21 protein-coding genes are annotated in these 21274 nt (G+C 71.7%); 8 read left to right on the forward strand and 13 right to left on the reverse strand.

The features are described from left to right. Positions 1-22: 22 nt before the first annotated feature. The 9 genes from ABZ453_RS35210 to gap all read right to left on the reverse strand — a co-directional run bounded on the left by ABZ453_RS35210 (position 23) and on the right by gap (position 10357). Entirely contained in the window at positions 23-1435 is a 1413-nt protein-coding gene (locus tag ABZ453_RS35210) for an NAD(P)(+) transhydrogenase (Re/Si-specific) subunit beta (protein WP_359021522.1), read from the reverse strand. Between the two features lie 5 nt (positions 1436-1440). Continuing rightward, positions 1441-1767, reverse strand: coding sequence for an NAD(P) transhydrogenase subunit alpha (locus ABZ453_RS35215; RefSeq protein ID WP_359021524.1), 327 nt, complete (start codon positions 1765-1767; stop codon positions 1441-1443). Beyond that, positions 1764-2870 carry an NAD(P) transhydrogenase subunit alpha gene (locus ABZ453_RS35220; RefSeq protein ID WP_359021526.1) on the reverse strand — a complete coding sequence of 369 codons (1107 nt, stop codon included), beginning with the start codon at positions 2868-2870 and terminating at the stop codon, positions 1764-1766. Before ABZ453_RS35220 ends, ABZ453_RS35215 begins: the two co-directional genes overlap by 4 nt. A 42-nt stretch (positions 2871-2912) precedes the next feature. Beyond that, positions 2913-3926: a zinc-dependent alcohol dehydrogenase gene (locus ABZ453_RS35225; protein ID WP_359021577.1), complete on the reverse strand. Its 1014-nt coding sequence runs from the start codon at positions 3924-3926 to the stop codon at positions 2913-2915. A 10-nt stretch (positions 3927-3936) separates the two neighbouring features. After that, the gene (locus tag ABZ453_RS35230; RefSeq protein WP_359021528.1) at positions 3937-4302 is read right to left on the reverse strand and encodes a DUF779 domain-containing protein; all 366 of its coding nucleotides are present in this window, start codon (positions 4300-4302) and stop codon (positions 3937-3939) included. Positions 4303-4319: 17 nt separating this feature from the next. Further along, complete coding sequence (locus ABZ453_RS35235; RefSeq protein WP_359021530.1) at positions 4320-5840, reverse strand: aldehyde dehydrogenase family protein; 1521 nt, start codon at positions 5838-5840, stop codon at positions 4320-4322. A gap of 51 nt (positions 5841-5891) precedes the next feature. Then, a complete protein-coding gene (locus ABZ453_RS35240; RefSeq protein WP_359021532.1) occupies positions 5892-7205 on the reverse strand; it encodes a GAF domain-containing protein in 1314 nt (437 codons plus the stop codon). 272 nt (positions 7206-7477) lie between these two features. After that, positions 7478-9202, reverse strand: a complete 1725-nt coding sequence (locus ABZ453_RS35245) for a GAF domain-containing protein (protein ID WP_359021534.1) — start codon at positions 9200-9202, stop codon at positions 7478-7480. Between the two features lie 126 nt (positions 9203-9328). Next, positions 9329-10357: a type I glyceraldehyde-3-phosphate dehydrogenase gene (gene gap / locus ABZ453_RS35250; RefSeq protein WP_359021536.1), complete on the reverse strand. Its 1029-nt coding sequence runs from the start codon at positions 10355-10357 to the stop codon at positions 9329-9331. A 265-nt stretch (positions 10358-10622) separates the two neighbouring features. Between gap and ABZ453_RS35255 the strand changes: the two genes are divergently transcribed. Then, on the forward strand, positions 10623-10847 hold the full coding sequence (locus ABZ453_RS35255) for a hypothetical protein (protein WP_359021538.1): 225 nt from the start codon (positions 10623-10625) through the stop codon (positions 10845-10847). A gap of 30 nt (positions 10848-10877) precedes the next feature. Here ABZ453_RS35255 and ABZ453_RS35260 read toward each other — a convergent pair whose 3' ends face one another. Then, positions 10878-11573, reverse strand: a complete 696-nt coding sequence (locus tag ABZ453_RS35260) for a response regulator transcription factor (protein WP_359021540.1) — start codon at positions 11571-11573, stop codon at positions 10878-10880. A 253-nt stretch (positions 11574-11826) separates the two neighbouring features. On the opposite strand from ABZ453_RS35260, the gene ABZ453_RS35265 reads away from it, so the two are divergent. From ABZ453_RS35265 to ABZ453_RS35295, 7 genes are all read left to right on the forward strand, one after another. Beyond that, positions 11827-12288: a hypothetical protein gene (locus ABZ453_RS35265; protein WP_359021542.1), complete on the forward strand. Its 462-nt coding sequence runs from the start codon at positions 11827-11829 to the stop codon at positions 12286-12288. A gap of 65 nt (positions 12289-12353) precedes the next feature. Then, positions 12354-12998: a CBS domain-containing protein gene (locus tag ABZ453_RS35270; protein ID WP_359021544.1), complete on the forward strand. Its 645-nt coding sequence runs from the start codon at positions 12354-12356 to the stop codon at positions 12996-12998. 89 nt (positions 12999-13087) lie between these two features. Continuing rightward, the gene (locus tag ABZ453_RS35275; protein ID WP_359021546.1) at positions 13088-13543 is read left to right on the forward strand and encodes a pyridoxamine 5'-phosphate oxidase family protein; all 456 of its coding nucleotides are present in this window, start codon (positions 13088-13090) and stop codon (positions 13541-13543) included. Positions 13544-13588: 45 nt separating this feature from the next. Continuing rightward, positions 13589-14182, forward strand: coding sequence for a TetR/AcrR family transcriptional regulator (locus ABZ453_RS35280; RefSeq protein ID WP_359021548.1), 594 nt, complete (start codon positions 13589-13591; stop codon positions 14180-14182). An 85-nt stretch (positions 14183-14267) separates the two neighbouring features. Then, entirely contained in the window at positions 14268-14954 is a 687-nt protein-coding gene (locus ABZ453_RS35285; RefSeq protein ID WP_359021550.1) for a type 1 glutamine amidotransferase domain-containing protein, read from the forward strand. Further along, entirely contained in the window at positions 14954-15259 is a 306-nt protein-coding gene (locus ABZ453_RS35290) for a DUF1330 domain-containing protein (protein ID WP_359021552.1), read from the forward strand. Before ABZ453_RS35285 ends, ABZ453_RS35290 begins: the two co-directional genes overlap by 1 nt. 528 nt (positions 15260-15787) lie before the next feature. After that, positions 15788-17032 (forward strand): YbfB/YjiJ family MFS transporter, encoded by a 1245-nt coding sequence (locus ABZ453_RS35295; RefSeq protein WP_359021554.1) that lies wholly within the window; start codon positions 15788-15790, stop codon positions 17030-17032. A gap of 78 nt (positions 17033-17110) precedes the next feature. On the opposite strand, the gene ABZ453_RS35300 is transcribed toward ABZ453_RS35295, so the two are convergent. The 3 genes from ABZ453_RS35300 to ABZ453_RS35310 all read right to left on the reverse strand — a co-directional run bounded on the left by ABZ453_RS35300 (position 17111) and on the right by ABZ453_RS35310 (position 21180). Then, positions 17111-19495, reverse strand: coding sequence for a phosphoketolase family protein (locus tag ABZ453_RS35300; RefSeq protein ID WP_359021556.1), 2385 nt, complete (start codon positions 19493-19495; stop codon positions 17111-17113). Between the two features lie 123 nt (positions 19496-19618). Then, positions 19619-20431 (reverse strand): universal stress protein, encoded by an 813-nt coding sequence (locus ABZ453_RS35305; protein WP_359021558.1) that lies wholly within the window; start codon positions 20429-20431, stop codon positions 19619-19621. Between the two features lie 164 nt (positions 20432-20595). Further along, positions 20596-21180: a hypothetical protein gene (locus ABZ453_RS35310; protein ID WP_359021560.1), complete on the reverse strand. Its 585-nt coding sequence runs from the start codon at positions 21178-21180 to the stop codon at positions 20596-20598. Positions 21181-21274 lie beyond the last annotated feature (94 nt).

The raw sequence follows: 21274 nt of genomic DNA on the forward strand, positions 1-21274 counted from the left end.
GGGCCCACTCACGTATCAGGTGTCAGCTGACGAACTCCCCCACGGCCGCCTTCAGTTCGGCCAGTCCCTTCTTCGCGTCGGTGAAGAACATGCCGGTCTTGGGGTCGGTGTAGAGCTCGTTGTCGATGCCCGCGTAGCCGTGGCCCATCGAGCGCTTGATGACGACCACGCTCTTGGCCTTGTCGACGTCCAGGATCGGCATGCCCGAGATCGCGTTGCCGGGGCGGCGGGCGATCGGGTTGGTGACGTCGTTGGCGCCGATCACGAGGGCGACGTCGGCCTGCGGGAACTCGGGGTTGACGTCGTCCATCTCCTTGAGCTGGGTGTAGGGCACGTTGGCCTCGGCCAGCAGCACGTTCATGTGCCCGGGCATCCGGCCCGCGACCGGGTGGACGGCGTAGCTGACGTCGATGCCGTGGTCGGCCAGCAGCTTGGCCAGGTCGCCGAGTTCGTGCTGGGCCTGGGCGGCGGCGAGGCCGTAGCCGGGGACGAAGATGACCTTGCCGGCGTAGGCCAGCTGGATCGCCACGTCGTCCGCGGAGACGGGCCGCACCTGGGCCGCCCCGCCCGCTGTCACCGCCGGGGCGCTGTCGCCGGTGCCGAAGCCGCCGACGACGATGTTGGCGATGGAGCGGTTCATGGCGTCGGCCATCAGCTTGGTCAGGATGCCGCCCGAGGAGCTGACGAGCATGCCCGCGATGATCAGCGCGGTCTCGTTCAGGACGAAGCCCGCCATCGCGACCGCGGATCCGGTGAAGGCGTTCAGCAGGGCGATGACGACCGGCATGTCGGCCCCGCCGATGGGCAGCACCATGGTCACGCCGAACAGCAGCGCCACGGCCACCAGCCCGTACAGGGCCGTACGGGAGTCCGGTGACAGCACCAGCCAGACCGTGCCGGCCACGAAGGCGGCAGGCAGCAGCACGTTCAGCAGCCGGGCCCCGGGGAAGACGACCGGTGCCCCGGAGACGACACCCTGCAGCTTCCCGGCCGCGATCAGCGAGCCGGAGAAGGTGACCGCGCCGATGACGATGTCCAGGGCGCCCGGGAGGGAGACCCGGGCGCCGAGTCCCGCCGGGTTCTCGGCCTGGAGGAGGTCGTTGACCGCGATGAGCGCGGCCGCCCCGCCGCCGACGGCGTTGAAGAGGCTGACCAGTTGGGGCATGGCGGTCATCTTGACCTCGCGGGCCGCGTACAGCCCGAGGGCCGCGCCGACCAGGCCGCCGGAGGCCAGGACGAGCCAGCCGGTGGTGGTGATGGTGCTCTGGTGGATCACCAGCCACCCGGTGGCGGCGATCGCGACGGCCATCGCGCTCGCCGAGATGGTGTTGCCCCGGCGCGCGGTGCGCGGGTGGTTCATCAGGTGCAGACCGAGCACGAAGCAGGCGGCCGTGGCCAGGAAGACGTAGTGGACGGCGTTGGAGACGGTGTCCATGACGGTCACACCTCCGCCTTCTCGTTCTGGGCCGTCTTCTCGGCGGCCGGCTTGGCCTTGAACATCTCCAGCATCCGGTCGGTGACGACGTAACCGCCGACGACGTTCATCGCGCCGAACACCATCGCCACGAAGGCCAGGACGTAGCCGAGCGGGGTGTGCGACTCGGCGGCGATCAGCATGGCGCCGATGACGACGATGCCGTGCACCGCGTTGGAGCCGGACATCAGCGGGGTGTGCAGGGTCGCGGGCACCTTGCTGATGACCTCGACGCCGACGAGGACGCTGAGCACGAACACGGTGATCGCGGTGAGCAGGTCGAGGTCGTTCATGACTGGCCGCCTCCCATCAGGGCGCCGGTGATCTCGTCCGCCGGGTCGAGTACGAGTTCGCCGTCCCGCACCAGGTGGCGCAGGAGGGCGACGAGGTTGCGGGCGTAGGCGGTGGACGCGGCGGTGGCCATCGCGGACGGCAGCCGTCCGGCGCCGATGACGGTGACACCGTTGTCCAGGACCTGTGTCTTGTCGGGCTCGGAGCCCTCGACGTTGCCGCCGAGGTCGCTCGCACCGAGGTCGACGACGACCGCGCCGGACTGCATCCGTTCCAGGACGGCCGCGCTCACCAGCAGCGGCGGCCGGCGGCCCGGGACCTGTGCGGTGGTGATGACGACGTCGGAGCGGGCGATGTGGGCGTCCAGCGCAGCACGCTGCGCCTGCTGCTCCTCCGGAGTCAGCTCCCTTGCGTAGCCACCCTGTCCGGCGTCTCCCTGCGGACTCTGTACGTCGAGGAAGCGGGCGCCCAGCGACTCCACCTCTCCGCGTGACTCGGGGCGTACGTCGTACGCCGAGACGACGGCGCCGAGGCGGCGGGCCGTGGCGATGGCCTGCAGTCCGGCCACTCCGGCACCGAGGACGAGGACCTGCGCCGGGCGCATGGTGCCCGCGGCGGTGGTCAGCATCGGGAAGAAGCGGTCGTAGGAGTCGGCGGCGAGCAGGGCCGCCTTGTAGCCGGCGACGTTCGCCTGAGACGTCAGCGCGTCCATGGACTGGGCGCGGCTGAGGGTGCGCGGCAGCAGATCGAGGCTGACCGTGTGCACCCCGCGCCGGTACAGGTCCTGCACCAGGGCGGGCTGCCGCAGCGGCTCCAGCAGGCCGATCAGCGTCTGTCCGGCGCGCAGGGCGCGGGCGGTCTCCTGGTCGGGCGGCCCGACGCACAGCACGACGTCCGCACGCAGGTACAGCTCGTCCGGCGATACGACGGTCGCGCCGGCGTCGGTGTAGTCGGCGTCGGCGAACCAGGCGCCGGAGCCGGCACCGGCCTCGACCATGACGTCGATCCCGGCGCGGTGCAGAAGGGTGACGGCCTCGGGGACGAGGGCCACCCGGCGTTCGCCGGGTGCCCGCTCCCGTATGGCAGCCACAGTGACGTTTGCCATGATCTGCTGCCTCTCTACCGGGGTCCGGGGGTCTCCCGGGCCTCAGAACTCGAAGACGAGACGCGCCTCGGCACGTCCGCCGAGTACCTCGTCGAAGGAGTCGTTCACCTGGTCGAGGCGCCGTGGCTCGGCGATGACCTCGGTGCGCCCCGCGGCGTGCAGCGCGAACACCTCGGCCAGGTCCTGCCGCGTGCCGACGATCGAGCCGATGACGGAGATCCCGCCGAGGACGGTCTCGAAGATCGGGACGTTGATGGCAGCATTGTCCGCGGGCAGCGCGACCATGACCAGCCGTCCGCCGCGGTTGAGCGAGCGGAAGGCCTGCTCGAACGCCTTGGGCGCGGCGGCCAGCACGACGGCCACGTCCGCGCCGCCGGCCTTCTTGATCTCCTCGACCGGGTCGTGGGTGCGCGCGTTGACCAGCTGGTCGGCACCCAGGCGGTGGGCGAGGCCCAGCTTGTCGGGTTCGAGGTCGACCGCGGTGACCAGGCCGCCGACCAGGCGCGCGTACTGCAGCGCCAGGTGGCCCAGGCCGCCGATGCCGAACACCGCGACCCGCTCGGCGGGCACCACGTGCGCGACCTTGATCGCCTTGTACGTGGTGACGCCCGCGCAGGTCAGCGGTGCCGCGTCGAACGAGCTGACGCCCTCGGGCACCTCGACGACCGCTCCCGCGTTCGCCACGGCGTACTCGGCGTAGCAACCGTCCACGGAGTAGCCGGAGTTGACCTGCGACTCGCACAGGGTCTCCCAGCCGGAGACGCAGTAGCGGCAGGTGCCGCAGGACGAGCCGAGCCAGGGGACGGCGACCCGCTTGCCGAGCAGGTCGGCCGGGACGCCGCCGCCGACGGCCTGTACGGAGCCGATGCCCTCGTGGCCGGGGACGAACGGCGGACGCGGCTTGACGGGCCAGTCGCCGTGTGCGGCATGGATGTCGGTGTGGCAGAGCCCGGAGGCCTGCATCTTCACGAGCACCTGACCGGGGCCGGGCTCGGGGATGGGCAGGTCCTGGATCTCCAGGGGCTTGCCGAAGTCGGTGACGACTGCTGCCTTCATCATGCGCTCCTCAACTGGTGTGCTGCCGGGCCGCTTTGACCCGGGTCACGAAATGCAGCCCGTCTCCGGCTGCGAGGGAGAAGCCGCCCGGCATGCCCGGTTCGACGTCCAGTACGAAGAAGGGGCGGCCGAGCGCCTCGTACTGGTCGGCGTCCATGTGGAACGTGCAGCCGTCCACCACGCCGACGAGCATGTCGCCCTCCCCCAGGGCGAATTCGCCGCTCGGGAAGCACATCGGGTCGCTTCCGTCGCAGCAGCCGCCGGACTGGACGAACATCACCGGGCCGCGGCCGGCCCGCAGGGCCGCGATGGCCCTGCGCGCCGCACGTGTCGCGGTGACGCGCCCGACGGTGCCGTACTCGGTCCTCGCGGGCATGACCGCTCAACTCCTCCTCAGAACAGCCCGAGCGGCTGGGTGCCATAGCTGACCAGGAGGTTCTTGGTCTGGCTGTAGTGCTCGAGCATCATCTTGTGCGTCTCACGGCCGATGCCGGAGACCTTGTAGCCGCCGAAGGCGGCACCGGCGGGGTACTGGTGGTAGCAGTTCGTCCAGACCCGGCCGGCCTTGATGGCGCGGCCCATGCGGTAGGCGAGGGAGCCGTCGCGGGTCCAGACGCCGGCGCCCAGGCCGTACAGCGTGTCGTTGGCGATCTCCAGTGCCTCGGCCTCGTCCTTGAACGTGGTGACCGCGAGGACGGGTCCGAAGATCTCCTCCTGGAAGACCCGCATCTTGTTGTGGCCCTTGAGGACGGTCGGCTCGAAGAAGAAGCCGTCCTTGAACTCGCCGGTGAGCGTGGGCCGGTGGCCGCCGACGAGCAGTTCGGCGCCTTCCTTCAGGCCGATCTCGACGTACGAGGCGATCTTCTCGACCTGCTGGCGGGAGACCTGGGGGCCGATCATGGTCGCGGTGTCGAGCGGGTCGCCCTGCTTGATGGCGCGGATCCGGTCGAGGCAACGGCCCATGAACTCCTCGTAGATGTCCTCCTGGATCAGGGCGCGGGAGGGGCAGGTGCACACCTCGCCCTTGTTGAACGCGTAGAGCACCAGGCCCTCGACCGCCTTGTTCAGGAAGTCGTCGTCCTTCCCGGCCACGTCGTTGAAGAAGATGTTCGGCGACTTGCCGCCCAGCTCCAGGGTGACCGGGATGATGTTCTGCGCCGCGTACTGCATGATCAGGCGGCCGGTGGTGGTCTCGCCGGTGAAGGCGACCTTGGCGATGCGCTTGTTGGCGGCGAGGGCCTTGCCGATCTCGGCGCCGGGTCCGTTGACGACGTTGAGGACACCGGGCGGCAGGATGTCGCCGACGACCTCCATCAGCTTCAGGATCGACCACGGTGTGGGCGAAGCCGGCTTGATGACCGAGCAGTTGCCCGCGGCGAGCGCCGGGGCGAGCTTCCACGCGGCCATCAGCAGCGGGAAGTTGAACGGGATGATCTGTCCGACCACGCCCAGCGGCTCGTGGAAGTGGTAGGCGATGAGGTCCTTGTCGATCTCGCTGATCGAGCTCTCCTCGGCGCGTATCGAGGCCGCGAAGTAGCGGAAGTGGTCGGCGGCGAGGGGGATGTCGGCGGCCAGGGTCTCGCGGACCGGCTTGCCGTTGTCCCAGCTCTCGGCGACGGCGAGTTCCTCACGGTGGGCGTCGATGGCGTCGGCCACCTTGTTCAGGACCGCGGCCCGCTGGGCGGCGCTCGCCTCACCCCACGCGTCCTTGGCGGCGTGCGCGGCGTCGAGGGCGAGTTCGATGTCCTCGGGGCCGGACTTCGGGATCTCGCAGATCGGCTTGGCGGTGGCGGGGCTCAGGTTCGACGTGTACTCGCCGGTGGTGGGCGCCTGCCACTTGCCGCCGATGAAGTTCTCGTAGCGGGGCGCGACGTCCACGGGGCTGCCCGCCCTGCCCGGAGGCTGGTACTTCATGACCGTCCCCTTTCCTCTCCCATCACGACGATCGTGGTGATGCCCAGCACGCTAGGAGCGGCCACGCTGCAACACCGCTGCATGCCTCCTGGCCTGCGGAAAGGAAATGGTGCCCGGGGTCAGCGCACGGGCGCGTGCGGCGGCCGCCGCGCGCTGCGGCGAGCCGGCCGGCAGCTCCCTGGCCAGCTCCGTCCACGCAGGGCCGTCGTCAGCACCCCAGGTCGCGTCGACCCAGCGGCGCAGCAGGCCCGGGTCGCCGCTGCCCAGGACCGCCCCGCGCAGCTGCTGCTCCAGACAGCGGCGGTGCTCGACGACCACCGGAGCCTCGGAACGCGGCAGCGGCGGGCCCGGGTAACGGGCCAGCGCCTCGCCGGCGCGGCCCTGGGCGAGCAGGTCGGAGACGGCCGTGAAGTCGGTGAGCACCGGCCGCAGCAGGGCGTAGGGCCGGGAACCGAGCAGGTCGGCGCCGAGCACGGCGCGCAACCGGGTCAGCTCGGCGCGCAGGGTCGAGGCCGGTATCTCCCGCTCCGACAGGTCCACGGCGAGCCGCTCGCCGGTCACGCCCGCTCCGGCCAGGGCGAGCGCCAGCACGATCTCGCTGTGCCGTGGGCTGAGCCGGCGGACGTGGTTGGCGCACTCCAGCAGAGCCTCGTCGCGGCCCAGCACCCACAGGTGGACGGCCTCGGGCCGGGGCTTCGCACTCCGGAGCGCCTGGCCGTCGGGGCCGAGCAGGGGCGGGGCGGGCATTCGGGCCAGCTGTCCCTCCGCCGCCAGCGCGGCGGCCCGTACGGCGGCCAGGGCGGGCGGCGTGGCGATGGTGCCGCCGCCCGAGAGGTCGACGACGCCGAGCACGCGCCCGGTACAGGGGTCGCGGACCGGAGCGGCGGCGCAGGACCAGGCGTGCACGGCGGCGCTGTAGTGCTCACCCGTCACGATCTGCACCGCGCGGCCCAACTGCAGTGCCGTCCCAGGGGCGTTGGTGCCCGCCTGACGCTCCGCCCAGCCGGCTCCGGCCATGAAGTGCATGCGCTCGGCGCGTGCCATGGTGCGGGTGTCGCCCTCGACCCAGAGGAGGGTTCCGTCGGCGTCGCCGACGGCGAAGACATGTCCGTCGTCAGCGGCTCCGGCCCCCAGCAGTTCGCGGAACAGGGGCATCAGCGGCGCCAGCGGATGGGTTTCGCGGTAGGCGGTCAGTTCGTCGGAGGCCCAGCGCAGGGGAGGCAGGCGGCTGCCGTCGGGCCGTATGCCCTCGCGGGCCGAGCGCCGCCAGGAGTCGGCCACCAGGCTCCGCACACCGCGCTCGGGTTCGGGCGCGGTCGCGTACCGCTCGTGGGCGGTGGGCGGTGCGGTCGTGACGTGCGACATGGCGCTCCCCTCTGCCGTCCCGCCGGGCCGGTCGCTCCAGCCTCACCCGCGCGTGTCAGTGGGCGCAGAGGCCGAAGGACCCGGGCGGCGAGGCCGGTCGGACCCGGCAGGCGGTCCTGCTTCCAGGGTCGTCGGGGAGGCAGGGCGGGGGGATGGGCCGCCCGGTCACAACGGACGGCCACTGGGCCCGGCTCGAGGCGGCTGGAACGGGGAGTCAGCCTCCCAGCGGCACTCGCCACAGTGCCCGGCTCACGCGGACCGGACACGGGAGGTCAGCCTCCCAGCGGCACCCGCCACACCAGCTCGGCGCCGCCACCCTCGGGACGGTTGAGCTCCAGCCGTCCGCCGAACTGCTCGGCGCGTTCGGCCATGTTCTTCAGCCCGCTGCGACGGCCCTCGTCCGGAATGCCCACGCCGTTGTCCGACACCGTGAGCCGCACCTCGCGCCCGTCGGTCTGCAGGACGACGTCGGCGTGGTCGGCGCCGGAGTGCCGCGCGGTGTTGGTCAGGGCCTCGGAGAGGACGGCGACCAGATGGTCGGCGATCTCCCGCGGCACGTCGGTGTCGACCAGGCCCTCCATCCGGACACTGGGGGCGAACCCGAGCACGGGCGCGGCCTCGCCGACCACCCGGACGGTGCGGGCGCGCAGCCCGGCCCCGGCGCCGCCCTCACGGGCCCGCAGGCCGAAGATCGTCGACCTGATGATCTTGATGGTCTCGTCCAGGTCGTCCACGGCGCGCACGACGCGTTCCGCCGCCTCCGGGTGCTCGATGAAGCGGCCGGCGCTCTGCAGGGTCATGCCGGTGGCGAACAGCCGCTGGATCGCCAGGTCGTGCAGGTCGCGGGCGATGCGGTCGCGGTCCTGGAGCACCGCGATCTGCTCGGCGTCGCGGCGGTGTTCGGCCAGCTCCATCGCGATGGCGGCCTGGGCGGCGAAGGCGCGCAGGGGCTCGATCTCCGTCTCGGAGAACACCGGCCGGCCGATCTGACGGGCCAGCAGGAGTACACCCCGTGGGCCCTCGGCGCCGCTACCGATGGGCACGGCCACGGCGGGGCCCAGCCCCTTGAAGCGGGGAGGATCCAGGGAGATCCGCTCGTCCTGCGACGCGTCCTCACTGGTCACCGGGGCGGCGGCGGAAAAGGCCAGGCCCATCAGGCTCCGGTCCAGGGACAGCACAAGACCCCGGTGGGCGTCGGCCTCCAGACCGACGGCGATCTCCACGGTGAGGGAGTCGGTGCCCTCCATGGGCAGACCGACCGCCGCCAGGGCCGACCCGGTGATCTCACCGGCCCGCTCGGCGATCAGGCCCAGGACCTCCGGGCCCTCGCCATCGGACATCAGACTGTGGGTGATCTCGGCGTTCGCCCGCAGCCAGCGCTCGCGCAGCCGGGTCTCCTCGTACAGGCGGGCGTTGTCGATGGCGACTCCGGCGGCGACGGCGAGGGTGGACAGGACCGACTCGTCCTCCTCGTCGAACTGCGCCCCGCCCCGCTTCTCCGTGAGGTACAGATTACCGAAGACCTGGTCGCGCACCCGGATCGGGACGCCGACGAAGGTGTTCATCGGCGGGTGGTGCGGCGGGAAGCCGTACGAGGCCGGATGCTGGGAGATCTTCGTCAGGCGCAGGGGCTCCGGGTGCTTGATGAGTTCGCCGAGGATGCCGTGGCCCTCGGGGTAGGGGCCGATCTGCCTGATCTGCTCGGTGGTGACGCCGACGGTGTGGAAGGCCGACAGCCGCTTGCCGTCGGGGCCGATGACGCCGAGTGCCGCGTATTCGGCGTCCACCAGCGCGGCCGCCGCCTCCACGATGCTGTAGAGCGCCTGCTCCAGGTCCAGCTCCCGGCCGACCGAGAGCACCGCCTCCAGCAGGCTGTGCACCCGGTCACGGGTGCCGCGGGCCGCGTCGAGGCGTGCCTGCAGCTCCTCCAGCAGCTCGTCGAGCCTGAGCTGCGGCAGCCGCACACGGGCTTCCCCGGTGTCTTCGGAGCCTGCCACCCCTGATCCTCCACATTCCCTCGACCGTTCGACCGCATGCGGTCATGTGCCACGGTAACGGTCCAGGACGAGGCGGGGTACGGGATCAGGGCGGTTGACGCCGTCACGGCGTCCGTCGGCCATGCCTCAGGCGCGCGGCAACCGGGCGGCCACGTACTCGGTGAGGTCCAGCAGCCGGTTGGTGTAGCCCCACTCGTTGTCGTACCAGCCGAAGACCTTCACCAGTTCGCCGTGCGCCTGGGTCAGCGGGGCGTCGAGCACGCAGGAGGCGGGGTCGCCCACCACGTCGCGGGAGACGATCGGCGCGTCGGAGACCCGCAGGACGCCCTTGAGCGGTCCGTCGGCGGCCTCCCGGAACGCGGCGTTGATCTCGTCGGCCGTCACCGGTCGGTCCAGAAGGACACTGAGGTCGGTCAGCGAACCGTCCTCCACGGGCACCCGGACGGCGATGCCGTCCAGCGTCCCGGCCAGCTCGGGCAGGACCAGGCCCACGGCGCGGGCGGCACCAGTACTGGTGGGGATGATGTTGACGGCGGCGCTGCGGCCGCGGCGCAGGTCCTTGTGCGGGCCGTCGAGGACCACCTGGTCGTTGGTGTAGCCGTGGATGGTGGTCATCAGGCCCTTGACGATGCCGAAGTGCTCGTCGAGCACCTTGACCATGGGCGCCACGCAGTTGGTGGTGCAGGAGGCGTTGGAGACGACGTGGTCCTGGTCGGGGTCGTAGGTGCCCTCGTTGACGCCCATCACGACGGTGGCGTCGACGTCCTTGCCCGGCACGGACAGCAGGACCTTGCGGGCCCCCGCCTTCAGGTGCAGCCCGGCCTGTTCCCGAGTACGGAAACGGCCGGTGGACTCGATCACGACGTCCACGCCGAGGTCCCCCCAGGCCAGGGCCGCGGGGTCGCGCTCGGCGGTCACCGCGACGCGGTGTCCGTCGACCGTGAGGGACTGGTCGTCGTGCTCGACGGTGCGGCCCAGGCGGCCGTACGTCGAGTCGTACGCCAGCAGATGGGCCAGCGCCGCCGGTGAGGTGATGTCGTTGACCGCCACGACCTCGACGGGGGTGCCTGCGGCGCTCTCCGCGCGTTCCAGCACGCACCGCAGGTAGTTGCGTCCGATACGGCCGAATCCGTTGATGCCCACGCGCACGCTCATGCCCGTCGCCCTCCCACGTCGATGTCTTCGTGTCCTGCCTCGTTCTTCGTTGTCAGCCTCCCGCCGACGGGGCCGGCACGGCTTGGGCCGGGCGGGGGCGGGCCGGGGGACGACCGGCCCAACCGGGCGGGGAACAATCCGGGTTCGACGGACGCTGACGTATATAGCCCGACGGGTATGGATGCCTCAGCCGCCGAGGAAGGGCATGAGACCGATGACGACGACAGGACGAGACCCTTCGCGCACAGTGGGGGACCCGCCTCTCGTGACCGCGTGCGGCCGCCGGATCGGGGTGCGCCGCCTGACGCTCACCCCCGCGGACCGGCCCATCACCCGGGTCGCCCTGGACGTGGGCACGGTCAGCGGGGGCGAACCGGGCACCTGGGCGGCGCTGACCGTCGGCGAGGCCCGTCGCCTGGCCCGCCTGCTGCTGGCCCAGGCCGACCTCGCCGACCGCGACGGGACCGGGGCGAGCCGGACCCACCCGTAGTTACGCCGAAGGGTCCGCGACGCATACCGGTCAGTGCTCCTGCTGCCTGATCCGGTCCTGGGCCTGGGTGGCGATCACCGCGGCCTGGATGCGGCGTTCCACGCCGAGTTTGGCCAGCAGCCGGGAGATGTGGTTCTTCACCGTCTTCTCCGCGAGGAACAGACGCTGGCCGATCTGACGGTTCGTCAGTCCTTCGCCGATGAGGGCGAGGATCTCCCGTTCCCGGTCGGTCAGACCGGGCAGCGCCTCCGGTTCCTCTTCCTCCGGCTGCCGGCCCTGGCGCAGCCGGGCCATGAGGCGCGTCGTGGCACTGGCGTCCAGCAGCGACTGTCCGGAGGCGACGGTACGCACCGCCGACACCAGGTCCGAGCCCTGGATCTGCTTGAGGACATAGCCGGCCGCACCGGCCATGATCGAGTCCAGCAGCGCCTCCTCGTCGTCGAACGAGGTCAGCATCAGACAGGCCAGCTCCGGCATCCGCGAGCGCAGCTCCCGGCACACGCTCACCCCGTCGCCGTCCGGCAGACGTACGTCGAGGACGGCGACCTGGGGACGCAGGGCGGGGACGCGCACCAGGGCCTGTTCAGCGGTGGCGGCCTCGCCGACGACGCTGATGTCCGGCTCGTCGTTCAGCAGGTCGTGCACTCCGCGCCGCACCACCTCGTGGTCGTCCAGCAGGAAGACCCGGATCGGTCCGTCGGGGCCGGGTCGCTGGCTGTCCGCCATCAGACGCTCCTCGTCGTGTGTCCCGCGTCGGGGAAGGGTTCCTGTCCGAGATCCAACGCCTCTCGGGGCCGGGGGGCCAGGGCCGGTCGGCCCTGATTGGCCGTTTCCCCGCGCCGACGGCCCCATGCCGGCGCGTCGCGCGCCGGGCCGAAGAGGGACCCCCGGGCCGCGTCCCGGGGCCGGGCGGCCCCTGGGACCGGTGGGGCACCGGCGCCAGGCTGAAGGTCGACAAGCGATCAAAGGAGTGGAGCACATGACTCCCAGGGACACCGGGGCCGGTGACACCGTCACGTCGTTGCGGGTGCGCGCCGAGGGCGACGTGGGCGAGGAGGCCCTCGCCTACGTCCGGGCCAAGGTGCGGGCGGCCCTCGAACGGCCGGGGCTGCCGGCCGTCGACGGCGAGGTGCGGATCTCCCGGGCCGGCGCGCACCACGACGAACGGCCGTGGTCCGCGGGCGGGGAGATCCGGGTGGGAGGCGTCGTGGTGGTCGTGCACGCCCGCGAGGCGAGCGCGCACGAACTCGCCGACCGGATCCAGGACCGGTTGCGCGGCCAGGTGGAACGCCTCACGCACCGCGGCGACACGGCCCGCAGGACGGCCGCGCCGCCCCCGTGGCGCGGCGGCCCGGCCCGCAGGACGGCCGCGCCGCCCCCGTGGCGCGGCGGCCCGGCCGCGGGTCGGCAGGGCCAGGGGCAGGACCACAGGCAGGACTAGAACGACCACGGGCCCCTCGCCGCTCGCGAGGGGCCCCTCCCTACGGGGGCGAGGAGGTGGGTGCCGTGGGACCACGCACCATCGGTGAGGTGATGACCAGTGAGGTCGTCCACGCCCGACGGGCGACACCGTTCAAGGAACTGATCAGGCTGTTGGACCGGCACCGCATCAGCGGGCTGCCGGTCGTCGACCACGACGACAAGGTGATCGGCGTGGTCTCCGGCACCGACCTCGTGCGCGCGCGGACCACCGTACGGGCCGGCACGGCGGGAGAGCTGATGTCGAGCCCGGCGATCACCGCGCACCCGGAACAGCGCGTGCCGGACGCCGCCCGGGTGATGGAACGGCACGGCGTCGACCGGCTGCCCGTGGTGGACGAGGAGGACCGGCTGATCGGCATCGCCACCCGCCGTGACCTGCTGCGGATCTTCCTGCGTCCGGACGACACGATCGGCCGCGAGGTGGTCGAGGAGGTCGTCGTCGGCATACTCGGTCTGCCGCCGGACGCGGTCGGAGTACTCGTCCGGGACGGCATGGTCACCCTCGCGGGACGGGTGGCCGACGGCGCCGACATCGGGTCCGCGGTGTGGGCGACCTGGCAGGTGGACGGGGTCGTCGGTGTCGTCAACGCTCTCGCTGTCGACGACGTCTTCGGCGCGGTCGCCGACCTCGGCGCCATCACGGCGAAGGGTCCGGCGGGCACCGTGTGAGGGCCGACCGGCCCTAGCGGCACGGCCCCGACTCGGTTCGAATGATCTGATCGAACACAGCCGCGCACCCAGGACGTACGGAACCCGCCATGACCCTTGACCACGCCGAGGCGCCCCCGGCCGGGCCCCGTCAGAGCGTCGAGCTCGACAGCGTCGAAGCAATGCGCCTGCTGGGCGGCGTCTCCTTCGGGAGGATCGGCTTCACCCAGCACGCGCTGCCCACGATCCGGCCCGTCAACCACATCCTGGTCGACGGCGACATCGTCATCCGTACGCACGAGGGAGCCGCCCTGACCCGGCGGACCCGGAACGCCGGCGACCCGGGAGTCGTCGTCGCCTACGAGGCGGACGTCATCGACCCTGCCACGCATCTCGGCTGGAGCGTGGTGGTCACCGGCTACGCCCATCTGGTCACGGACCCCGACGAGCTGGCCCGCTACCAGTCCCTGCTGCGCCCGTGGGTGAAGCAGACCATGGACTACGCGGTCCGCATCCGCCCCGACCTCGTCACCGGCATCCGCCTGACGGTCGCCGACGCGTCCTGAGCACCTACTAGACGACTGGTCTACTCAGATGCTACGGTTCACCACATGCCGGTCACCACGCGCACCCAGGACACCCGTCGAGTCATCCTCGACACCGCCCAACGGATCATGGCCCACAAGGGCTATTCGGCCGTCGGCATCAACGAGGTGCTCGCGGAGGCCGGCGTACCGAAGGGCTCCTTCTATCACTACTTCGCCTCGAAGGACGCCTTCGGTGAAGCGATCCTGAAGAGCTATTTCGCGGACTACCTCACGGACATGGACCGTGTTCTCGCCCACTCCGGCCAGTCGGCGGCCGAACGGCTGATGACCTACTGGCACCAGTGGCGGGAGACACAGAGCCTCGACGAGTGCCAGGGCAAGTGCCTGGCAGTGAAACTCGGCGCCGAGGTGGCGGACCTGTCCGAGGCGATGCGCCTGGCCCTGAAGGAAGGAACGAGCGCGGTCGTCGACCGCATCGAGCGGACCATCACCGAAGGCCTGGAGGACGGTTCCCTCTCGGTCGACGGCGAGGCCCGCGAGGTCGCACAGGCCCTGTACGACATGTGGCTCGGCGCCAGCGTCATGGCCAAGATCCATCGCAGCCTGGCCCCGCTCGACACCGTCACGGCGGTGACTCGTGGGCTTCTGCACCTGTAGACGCCCGCACTCCCATGACCGGTCCGGTCATGGGACCCTCTCGAACTCAAATAGTAGACTGGTCTACTCAATCAGGGAGTATGTCATGAAGGTTCTGATCGTTCTCACCTCGCACGACGAGCTGGGGGACACAGGCGTCAAGACCGGGTTCTGGCTGGAGGAGCTGGCGGCGCCCTACTACCGCTTCAAGGAGGCCGGCTGGGAGACCACCCTCGCCTCGCCGAAGGGCGGCCGGCCGCCGCTGGACCCCAAGAGCAACGAGCCCGGCTTCCAGACCGACGACACCCGGCGCTTCGAGGCCGACGCGGAGGCGACCGCGGCACTGGCGAACACCGTGCGCCTCGACTCCGTCTCGGCGGGCGACTTCGACACCGTCTTCTACCCCGGCGGGCACGGACCGCTGTGGGACCTGGCCGAGGACACCGTCTCCGCCCGTCTGATCGAGACCACCCTCCGCTCCGGCAAGCCGGTGGGACTGGTGTGCCACGCGCCCGGCGTGCTGCGGCACACCGTCAACGAGGACGGCACCCCGCTGGTCGCGGGCAAGAAGGTCACCGGCTTCGCCAACTCCGAGGAGGAGGCCGTCCAGCTCACCGACATCGTCCCCTTCCTGGTCGAGGACGAGCTCACCAAGCTCGGCGGCCTCTACTCCAAGACCGACGACTGGCACCCCTACGTCCTGACGGACGGTCTGCTGATCACCGGCCAGAACCCGGCCTCCTCGGCCCCCGCAGCCGACGCCGTGATCGAGCTGGTGACCAAGGCCGGCTGATGAGCGCCTACGTCGTCATGCTGCGCGAACGCGTGACGGACCCGACCGGGCCGGCTCTCCACGCCGGCTCGGCCCGGGCGGCCCGGGCCGGGCACAAGGTGACACCCGTCGTCGGATACGGGGCGATCGAAACGCTGGAGGGCACGGTGTCCGACGGCGTGCTCATCCACCGCTTCCCGGGCGCCGAGGACGCACGGGCCTGGTACGACAGCCCGGCCTACCAGGCGGCGCTGCCCCACCGTCAGGCCGGTGCGAACTACCACGTGTTCATCGTCGAAGGCGTCGACGCCACCCGAGCCCGCTGAGACTTGGGCCTGTTGCGAAGGTCCCGCGTGCCCCGCGACGCCCGGCACGCTCCCCCGGAGGGGGCACCCCCACTCGCCGCACCGGGCACAACCCCGAGTACATCCAGTACGAGGGCTCGCACCCGGCACGCCGAGAGCACGCTCCCCCACGCTCGAACAAACTCGCGCGGGGGACCCCCATGACGCCGCAGGGCCCGCCCTCCGGGCGGACGACGGGACTTTCGCAACAGGCCCTGGCCCGGGCGGCCCGGCCCGCGGCCACCCGCGCCCTCCCCCGCAGGAGGGCGCGCCAGTCGTCCATCGGAGTGGGCGTCCGCCCGAGCACCCCGTGGTCTGCGGGCGGCACCATGCACCCCGCTCATCCGTCGCGCCGCGGCCCGAATGCCCCACACCAGCTTTCACCCCTGCTGAGGCCGCCCATGGGCCGCGAAGGGTCTTCCGTGGCGTTGCCGCCGCGGACCTGGCGCCGAAGATGCCGCCGCCTGATCCGGCCGCACCGTGCCGCCAATCCCAGAAAAGGTCCCTTCCGTGACTCTCACCCTCGAACGAGCGCCGGCCGAACGCCGGCACGTCGGAGCCTCCCCCTGGATCACAGTGGCCCAGGGAGCCGCAGCGCTGGCCGCGAGCAACGGCGTCGGGCGTTTCGTCTACACCCCGATCCTGCCGCTGATGCACGACCAGGCCCACCTCTCGGCCGCCGGCGGGGCCAACTTGGCGACCGCCAACTACGTCGGCTACCTGGTCGGCGCGCTGACCGGCAGCTTCGCACCCCGGCTGGTCCGCTCGCGCCCGGTGATGCGCGCCTCGATGATCGCGATGGCTGCTTCTCTCGCCCTGATGCCGCTCACCCAGGACGTCACGCTCTGGTCGGGGCTGCGCCTCGTCGCCGGATTCGCCAGCGCCCTCGCCTTCGTCCACGCGGTCGGAGCGCTCCTGTCCGGACTGCGCCGATCGGCCCCGCACCTGATCGGCTGGGGCTTCGGCGGGATCGGGGCCGGCATCATGCTCTCCGGACTGCTGGTCCTGGCCGTCCGCGATGTCGCGACCTGGCGTACGGCGTGGTGGACCGCGGCCGTGCTCACTCTGCTGCTCACCGCGGCGTCCTGGAAACTCTCCCCACCGGCCCCACCGGCCCCGCATACGGCCGCCGCGGTGAAGACCCGTATCCGCACACGCCGGTGGTTCACCGCACTGGCGCTCAGCTACACCCTCGAAGGCATCGGCTACATCATCGCCGGCACCTTCCTCGTCGCCTCGGTCACTCAGGACGCCCCGGGCTGGGTCGGCGCGGGTGCGTGGGTCGTCGTCGGACTGGCCGCGATCCCTGGTTCGGCACTGTGGACGGCCCTGGCCCGGCGGCGTAGTCGTCCCACCCTGCTGGCATCCGCCCTGCTCCTCCAGGCCGCGGGCATCGCCCTCACCGCGCTCGTTCCCGGCAGCGTCAGCGCGCTCGTCGCGGCGGCTGCCTTCGGCGGCACATTCGTGGGCATCACCTCCCTGGCACTCGCCGTCGGTGAACACCTCCAAGTGCCACGAGCGGTCGCACTGTTGACGGCGGGTTACGGAACCGGGCAGATCATCGGCCCCCTGATCTCCCGGCCACTGCTCGGTACCGGGTACGCCGGCCCCCTGCTGCTGGGCAGCGCCGTCCTGGCCGCCGCGACTCTGGCGGCAGCAGTGCTCAGGGTCCGCTATCCGCACCGCCTGGGCCACATGACGGAGCCGTCCCGCCTTGAACGGACGCTGCCCACGCTTGCGGCCCCGTGGAGGTGAACACACCTCCGGCATGGTCGAGTCGAGCCAGGTGCGCCTCCCCCGCCGGGCGGGGCACCTGGCTCGCGTCGCTCCGGCTCAGCCGTCCCAGGCCCAGTCCGCGACCTCCGGCAGGTCGGTGCCGTGGACCCGGATCCAGTCGTGGTGGCGCAGCCGGGCGTCCTCCATGCGCTGCCGTACCGACGCGGCGCGCACCGCCAGGCCCGGCACGCGGTCGATGACGTCCATGACCAGGCGGTAGCGGTCGAGATCGTTGCGGACCACCATGTCGAACGGGGTGGTCGTGGTGCCGATCTCCTTGTAGCCGCGCACATGCAGATTGCGGTGGCCGGTGCGGCGGTAGGCGAGCCGGTGGATCAGCCAGGGGTAGCCGTGATACGCGAAGATGACCGGCTTGTCGGCGGTGAACAGGCCGTCGTACTCGAAGTCGTTCATCCCGTGCGGGTGTTCCTCGGTGGGCAGCAGCCGCGCGATGTCGACGACGTTGACCACGCGCACCGCCAGCTCCGGCAGATGCCGGCGCAGCAACTGGGCGGCGGCCAGCACCTCCTGGGTCGGTACGTCACCGGCGCAGGCGAGCACCACGTCCGGCTCGCGGGTGCCGTTCTCGGTGCCGGCCCAGTCCCAGATCCCGGCGCCGCGGGCGCAGTGCGCGCGGGCCTGCTCCATGCTCAGCCAGTCGAAGCAGGGCTGCTTGCCGGCCACGATCACGTTGACGTAGTCCTTGCTGCGCAGCGCGTGATCGGCCACGGAAAGCAGGGTGTTGGCGTCCGGCGGCAGGTAGACCCGGACGACCTCGGGACTCTTGTTGAGGATGTGGTCGACGAAGCCGGGGTCCTGGTGGGAGAAGCCGTTGTGGTCCTGGCGCCACACGTGCGAGGTCAGCAGGTAGTTGAGGGAGGCGATGGGGGCGCGCCAGGGCAGCCGACGGGTGGTGCGCAGCCACTTGATGTGCTGGTTGACCATGGAGTCGACGATGTGCACGAACGCCTCGTAGCAGGAGAACAGCCCGTGCCGGCCGGTCAGCAGATAGCCCTCCAGCCAACCCTGACAGGTGTGTTCGGAAAGGATCTCCATCACCCTGCCGTGCCGGTCGAGGTGTTCGTCCACCGGGAGGGTCCCGGCCTGCCAGGCCTTGCCGCTGGCCTCGTAGACGGCCTGAAGCCGGTTGGAGGCGGTCTCGTCCGGGCCGACGAGACGGAAGTCCCGGCGGTCGGCGGTGGATCGCATCACGTCTTCGAGCAACTCGCCCAGCACCCTGGTGGGTTCGTGCACGCTCACGCCCGGCTTGTCGACGGACACGGCGTACTTCTCCAGTTCGGGCAGCGGGAGTTCACGCAAGAGCAGTCCGCCGTTGGCGTGCGGGGTGGCCCCGAGACGGCGGGTGCCGTCGGGGACGCAGGCCAGGACGTCCTGGCGGGGCGCCCCGTGCTCGTCGAAGAGTTCCTCCGGGCGGTAGGAGCGCAGCCAGTCCTCCAACTGCCTCAGGTGGTCGGGGTTGTCGCGTACGGCGGCCATCGGCACCTGGTGGGCACGCCAGGTGCCCTCCACGGGCAGCCCGTCGACCTCGGCCGGGCCGGTCCAGCCCTTCGGGGTGCGCAGGACGATCATCGGCCAGCGGGGACGCTCGGTCGCGCCGTCCTCGCGGGCGGCCCGCTGGAAGGCGGCGATGCGGTCCAGCGCGGTGTCCATGGCCTCGGCCATGGCCCGGTGCACGGCGGCCGGGTCGTCGCCGGTGACGTGGATCGGGTCGTGGCCGTAGCCGCGCAGCAGTTCGTCGAGTTCGGCCTCGGGGAGGCGGGCGAGCACCGTCGGGTTGGCGATCTTGTAGCCGTTGAGGTGCAGGATCGGCAGGACCGCGCCGTCGTGGACGGGGTCGAGGAACTTGTCGGAGTGCCAGGAGGCCGCCAGCGGGCCGGTCTCCGCCTCACCGTCACCGATGACGCAGGCGACGACCAGGTCGGGGTTGTCGAGCGCGGCGCCGTAGGCGTGGGACAGCGAGTAGCCGAGCTCGCCGCCCTCGTGGATGGACCCGGGCGTCTCGGGCGCGACATGACTGGGCACCCCGCCCGGGAACGAGAACTGCTTGAACAGCCGCCCCATGCCCTGGGCGTCCCGCGACACGTCCGGATAGGTCTCGGAGTACGAGCCCTCCAGCCAGGCGTTGGCCAGTACGGCGGGTCCGCCGTGGCCGGGGCCCCAGATGCACAGGGCGTTCAGGTCACGGGCCTTGATGACGCGGTTGAGGTGCGTGTGCACCAGGTTCAGGCCCGGAGACGTACCCCAGTGGCCCAGCAGCCGCGGCTTGACGTGCTCGGGCCGCAGCGGCTCGGTCAGCAGCGGATTGGCCATCAGATAGATCTGGCCGACGGACAGGTAGTTCGCGGCGCGCCAGTGGGCGTCCAGCGTCCTCAGCTCCTCGTCGGTGAGCCGAGCGGACGCCTGCTGCGTGTCGACGGACATCAGGGGGTTCCCTTCCGGATCGGATTCGGATCGGAGGTGCTTGCCGGTCCGCACCACCTCACCCTCTCCCGCCCGCTGGGTACCCAACAGGGCCGAGCGGCCCATCCGGCCTAGGAGATACGGTCAATCGGTGCCCGGGACCAGCACCACCGGGCAGTGCGAGCGGTGCAGCAGGGTGTGCGCCACCGGGCCGAGGTGCCGGTGGCGGCCGATGACGACGACCGCGCACTCACGGGTGGCCTCCAGCAGCGCGCGGGCCGGTCCGGTGCGCACCGTCCCCGTGTCGACGGTGACCGCCGGGTGTGCCTGCCGCAGCCGGGCGATACCGAACCGCGACACGGCCTCCTCCGCCCGCTCCTCCTGGGCCTGCCGGCGCTGGCCGGGGCTGGTCGCGGGGATCAGCGAGGGCAGTTCGGGGGTGGCGTGCCGGTGCGCCGGGGCGTGCAGGACGCACAGCCGCACCGCGCGCCGCTCCGCCTCCTCGAAGGCGTGGGCGGCCGCTTCCGTGTCGGCGTCGCTCTCCAGCCCGAGCAGCACCGCCCGGTCGTCGCCGCAGGGGTGGTCGCCGCGGACGATCATCAGCGGCCCGTGCGTGTGCGCGGCCAGCCGCAGGCTGACGGAGCCGAACAGAGTGCCGCCGACCGTGCCGAGACCCCGGGTGCCGACGACGGTGAGGGCCGCGCCGGCGCTCTCACGGGCCAGGGCGCGGACCGGGTCGTCCTCGGCGGCCTCGGTCTCGAAGGGCAGCCCGGGGTGACGGTCGTGGATCCGTTCGGCGGCCGCGGCGAGGATCGGCGCGGCTTCGTCGCGGTCCGACACGGCGTACACCACACGCAGGGTCGCGCCGCGCCGGACCGCCTCCTCGGCGGCCAGGTCGAGGGCTCGTACGGCGATGAGCGAGCCGTCGACTCCGACGGCCACGTGCTGGGCGGTCATGACACTGTTCCCTCCGTGGGTCCGGTCTGACGGTGTCATCGTGGGCTCGAGCGCGGGGGGCGGTCAGGGGCCATGGGTCCCGCGCGTGCGGAAAGCGACCCTGTACGGAAAGCGACCCCGTACCGGAAGCCACCCGGTACCGAAGAGCGAGACCCCCATGAGCCTCAGCCCGTGGTGTGTCCCCACTGGCGGCCGACGCGCTCCCACTCGGCGCCCCACCGCTCGGTGGCGCGCCGCTGCACACGCAGCCGTACCAGGCATCCGGCTCCCAGCACCGTCAGCCCGGCGGCCAGGGCGGCTCCGGTGGCGGCCATGAGCACGCGGCTCGTCGCCTCGGCGGAGTTCATGGGTGCGGCCACCAGCCGACCCCGGCCGTCCGTCCACGCGGTCAGCGCGCTGCCCGGTTTCACGGTGGTCTTCACGTCCGTCACGCCCGTGTGCGTGATTCCCTTCGCGTCGGTCCAGCGGACCGTGGCCCGGACCCGGTCGTACTTGAACCCGGTGACCAGGTCCCGGCCGCCGGGTACCGCCTTCACCAGCACGGCGGACACGGGCAGGCGTCCCGCCCGGTCGTGTGCCACCGCTCGATGCGCGATCTGTGAGCCGATCACCCCCGCGACGACCGCCCCCACGATCGCGACCGTCCAGGCGACCAGCACGATCCACGCCTCGACCACGTCACTCGGCCGGCGCAGGGGGTTGCGGCGCCAGCGCCATCCCAGGACCTTCCCCCGGCGGAGCTTCCGCATCGGGCACACCCCCTTACGGGCGCAATGGGACGGACCCACCTAAAGGGACCCACCTAAACGGTCTCACTCCATCGCGGCGGAGGGGAGGGTCAAG

Source organism: Streptomyces sp. NPDC005799, from assembly GCF_040630525.1.
Classification (GTDB): domain Bacteria; phylum Actinomycetota; class Actinomycetes; order Streptomycetales; family Streptomycetaceae; genus Streptomyces; species Streptomyces griseorubiginosus_B.

Bases quoted from the DNA above. Each gene is read 5' to 3' on its own strand.
- ABZ453_RS35210 (WP_359021522.1), bottom strand. From the start codon at position 1,435: ATGGACACCGTCTCCAACGCCGTCCACTACGTCTTCCTGGCCACGGCC.
- ABZ453_RS35215 (WP_359021524.1), bottom strand. From the start codon at position 1,767: ATGAACGACCTCGACCTGCTCACCGCGATCACCGTGTTCGTGCTCAGC.
- ABZ453_RS35220 (WP_359021526.1), bottom strand. From the start codon at position 2,870: ATGGCAAACGTCACTGTGGCTGCCATACGGGAGCGGGCACCCGGCGAA.
- ABZ453_RS35225 (WP_359021577.1), bottom strand. From the start codon at position 3,926: ATGAAGGCAGCAGTCGTCACCGACTTCGGCAAGCCCCTGGAGATCCAG.
- ABZ453_RS35230 (WP_359021528.1), bottom strand. From the start codon at position 4,302: ATGCCCGCGAGGACCGAGTACGGCACCGTCGGGCGCGTCACCGCGACA.
- ABZ453_RS35235 (WP_359021530.1), bottom strand. From the start codon at position 5,840: ATGAAGTACCAGCCTCCGGGCAGGGCGGGCAGCCCCGTGGACGTCGCG.
- ABZ453_RS35240 (WP_359021532.1), bottom strand. From the start codon at position 7,205: ATGTCGCACGTCACGACCGCACCGCCCACCGCCCACGAGCGGTACGCG.
- gap (WP_359021536.1), bottom strand. From the start codon at position 10,357: ATGAGCGTGCGCGTGGGCATCAACGGATTCGGCCGTATCGGACGCAAC.
- ABZ453_RS35260 (WP_359021540.1), bottom strand. From the start codon at position 11,573: ATGGCGGACAGCCAGCGACCCGGCCCCGACGGACCGATCCGGGTCTTC.
- ABZ453_RS35265 (WP_359021542.1), top strand. From the start codon at position 11,827: ATGACTCCCAGGGACACCGGGGCCGGTGACACCGTCACGTCGTTGCGG.
- ABZ453_RS35275 (WP_359021546.1), top strand. From the start codon at position 13,088: ATGACCCTTGACCACGCCGAGGCGCCCCCGGCCGGGCCCCGTCAGAGC.
- ABZ453_RS35280 (WP_359021548.1), top strand. From the start codon at position 13,589: ATGCCGGTCACCACGCGCACCCAGGACACCCGTCGAGTCATCCTCGAC.
- ABZ453_RS35285 (WP_359021550.1), top strand. From the start codon at position 14,268: ATGAAGGTTCTGATCGTTCTCACCTCGCACGACGAGCTGGGGGACACA.
- ABZ453_RS35290 (WP_359021552.1), top strand. From the start codon at position 14,954: ATGAGCGCCTACGTCGTCATGCTGCGCGAACGCGTGACGGACCCGACC.
- ABZ453_RS35300 (WP_359021556.1), bottom strand. From the start codon at position 19,495: ATGTCCGTCGACACGCAGCAGGCGTCCGCTCGGCTCACCGACGAGGAG.
- ABZ453_RS35305 (WP_359021558.1), bottom strand. From the start codon at position 20,431: ATGACCGCCCAGCACGTGGCCGTCGGAGTCGACGGCTCGCTCATCGCC.
- ABZ453_RS35310 (WP_359021560.1), bottom strand. From the start codon at position 21,180: ATGCGGAAGCTCCGCCGGGGGAAGGTCCTGGGATGGCGCTGGCGCCGC.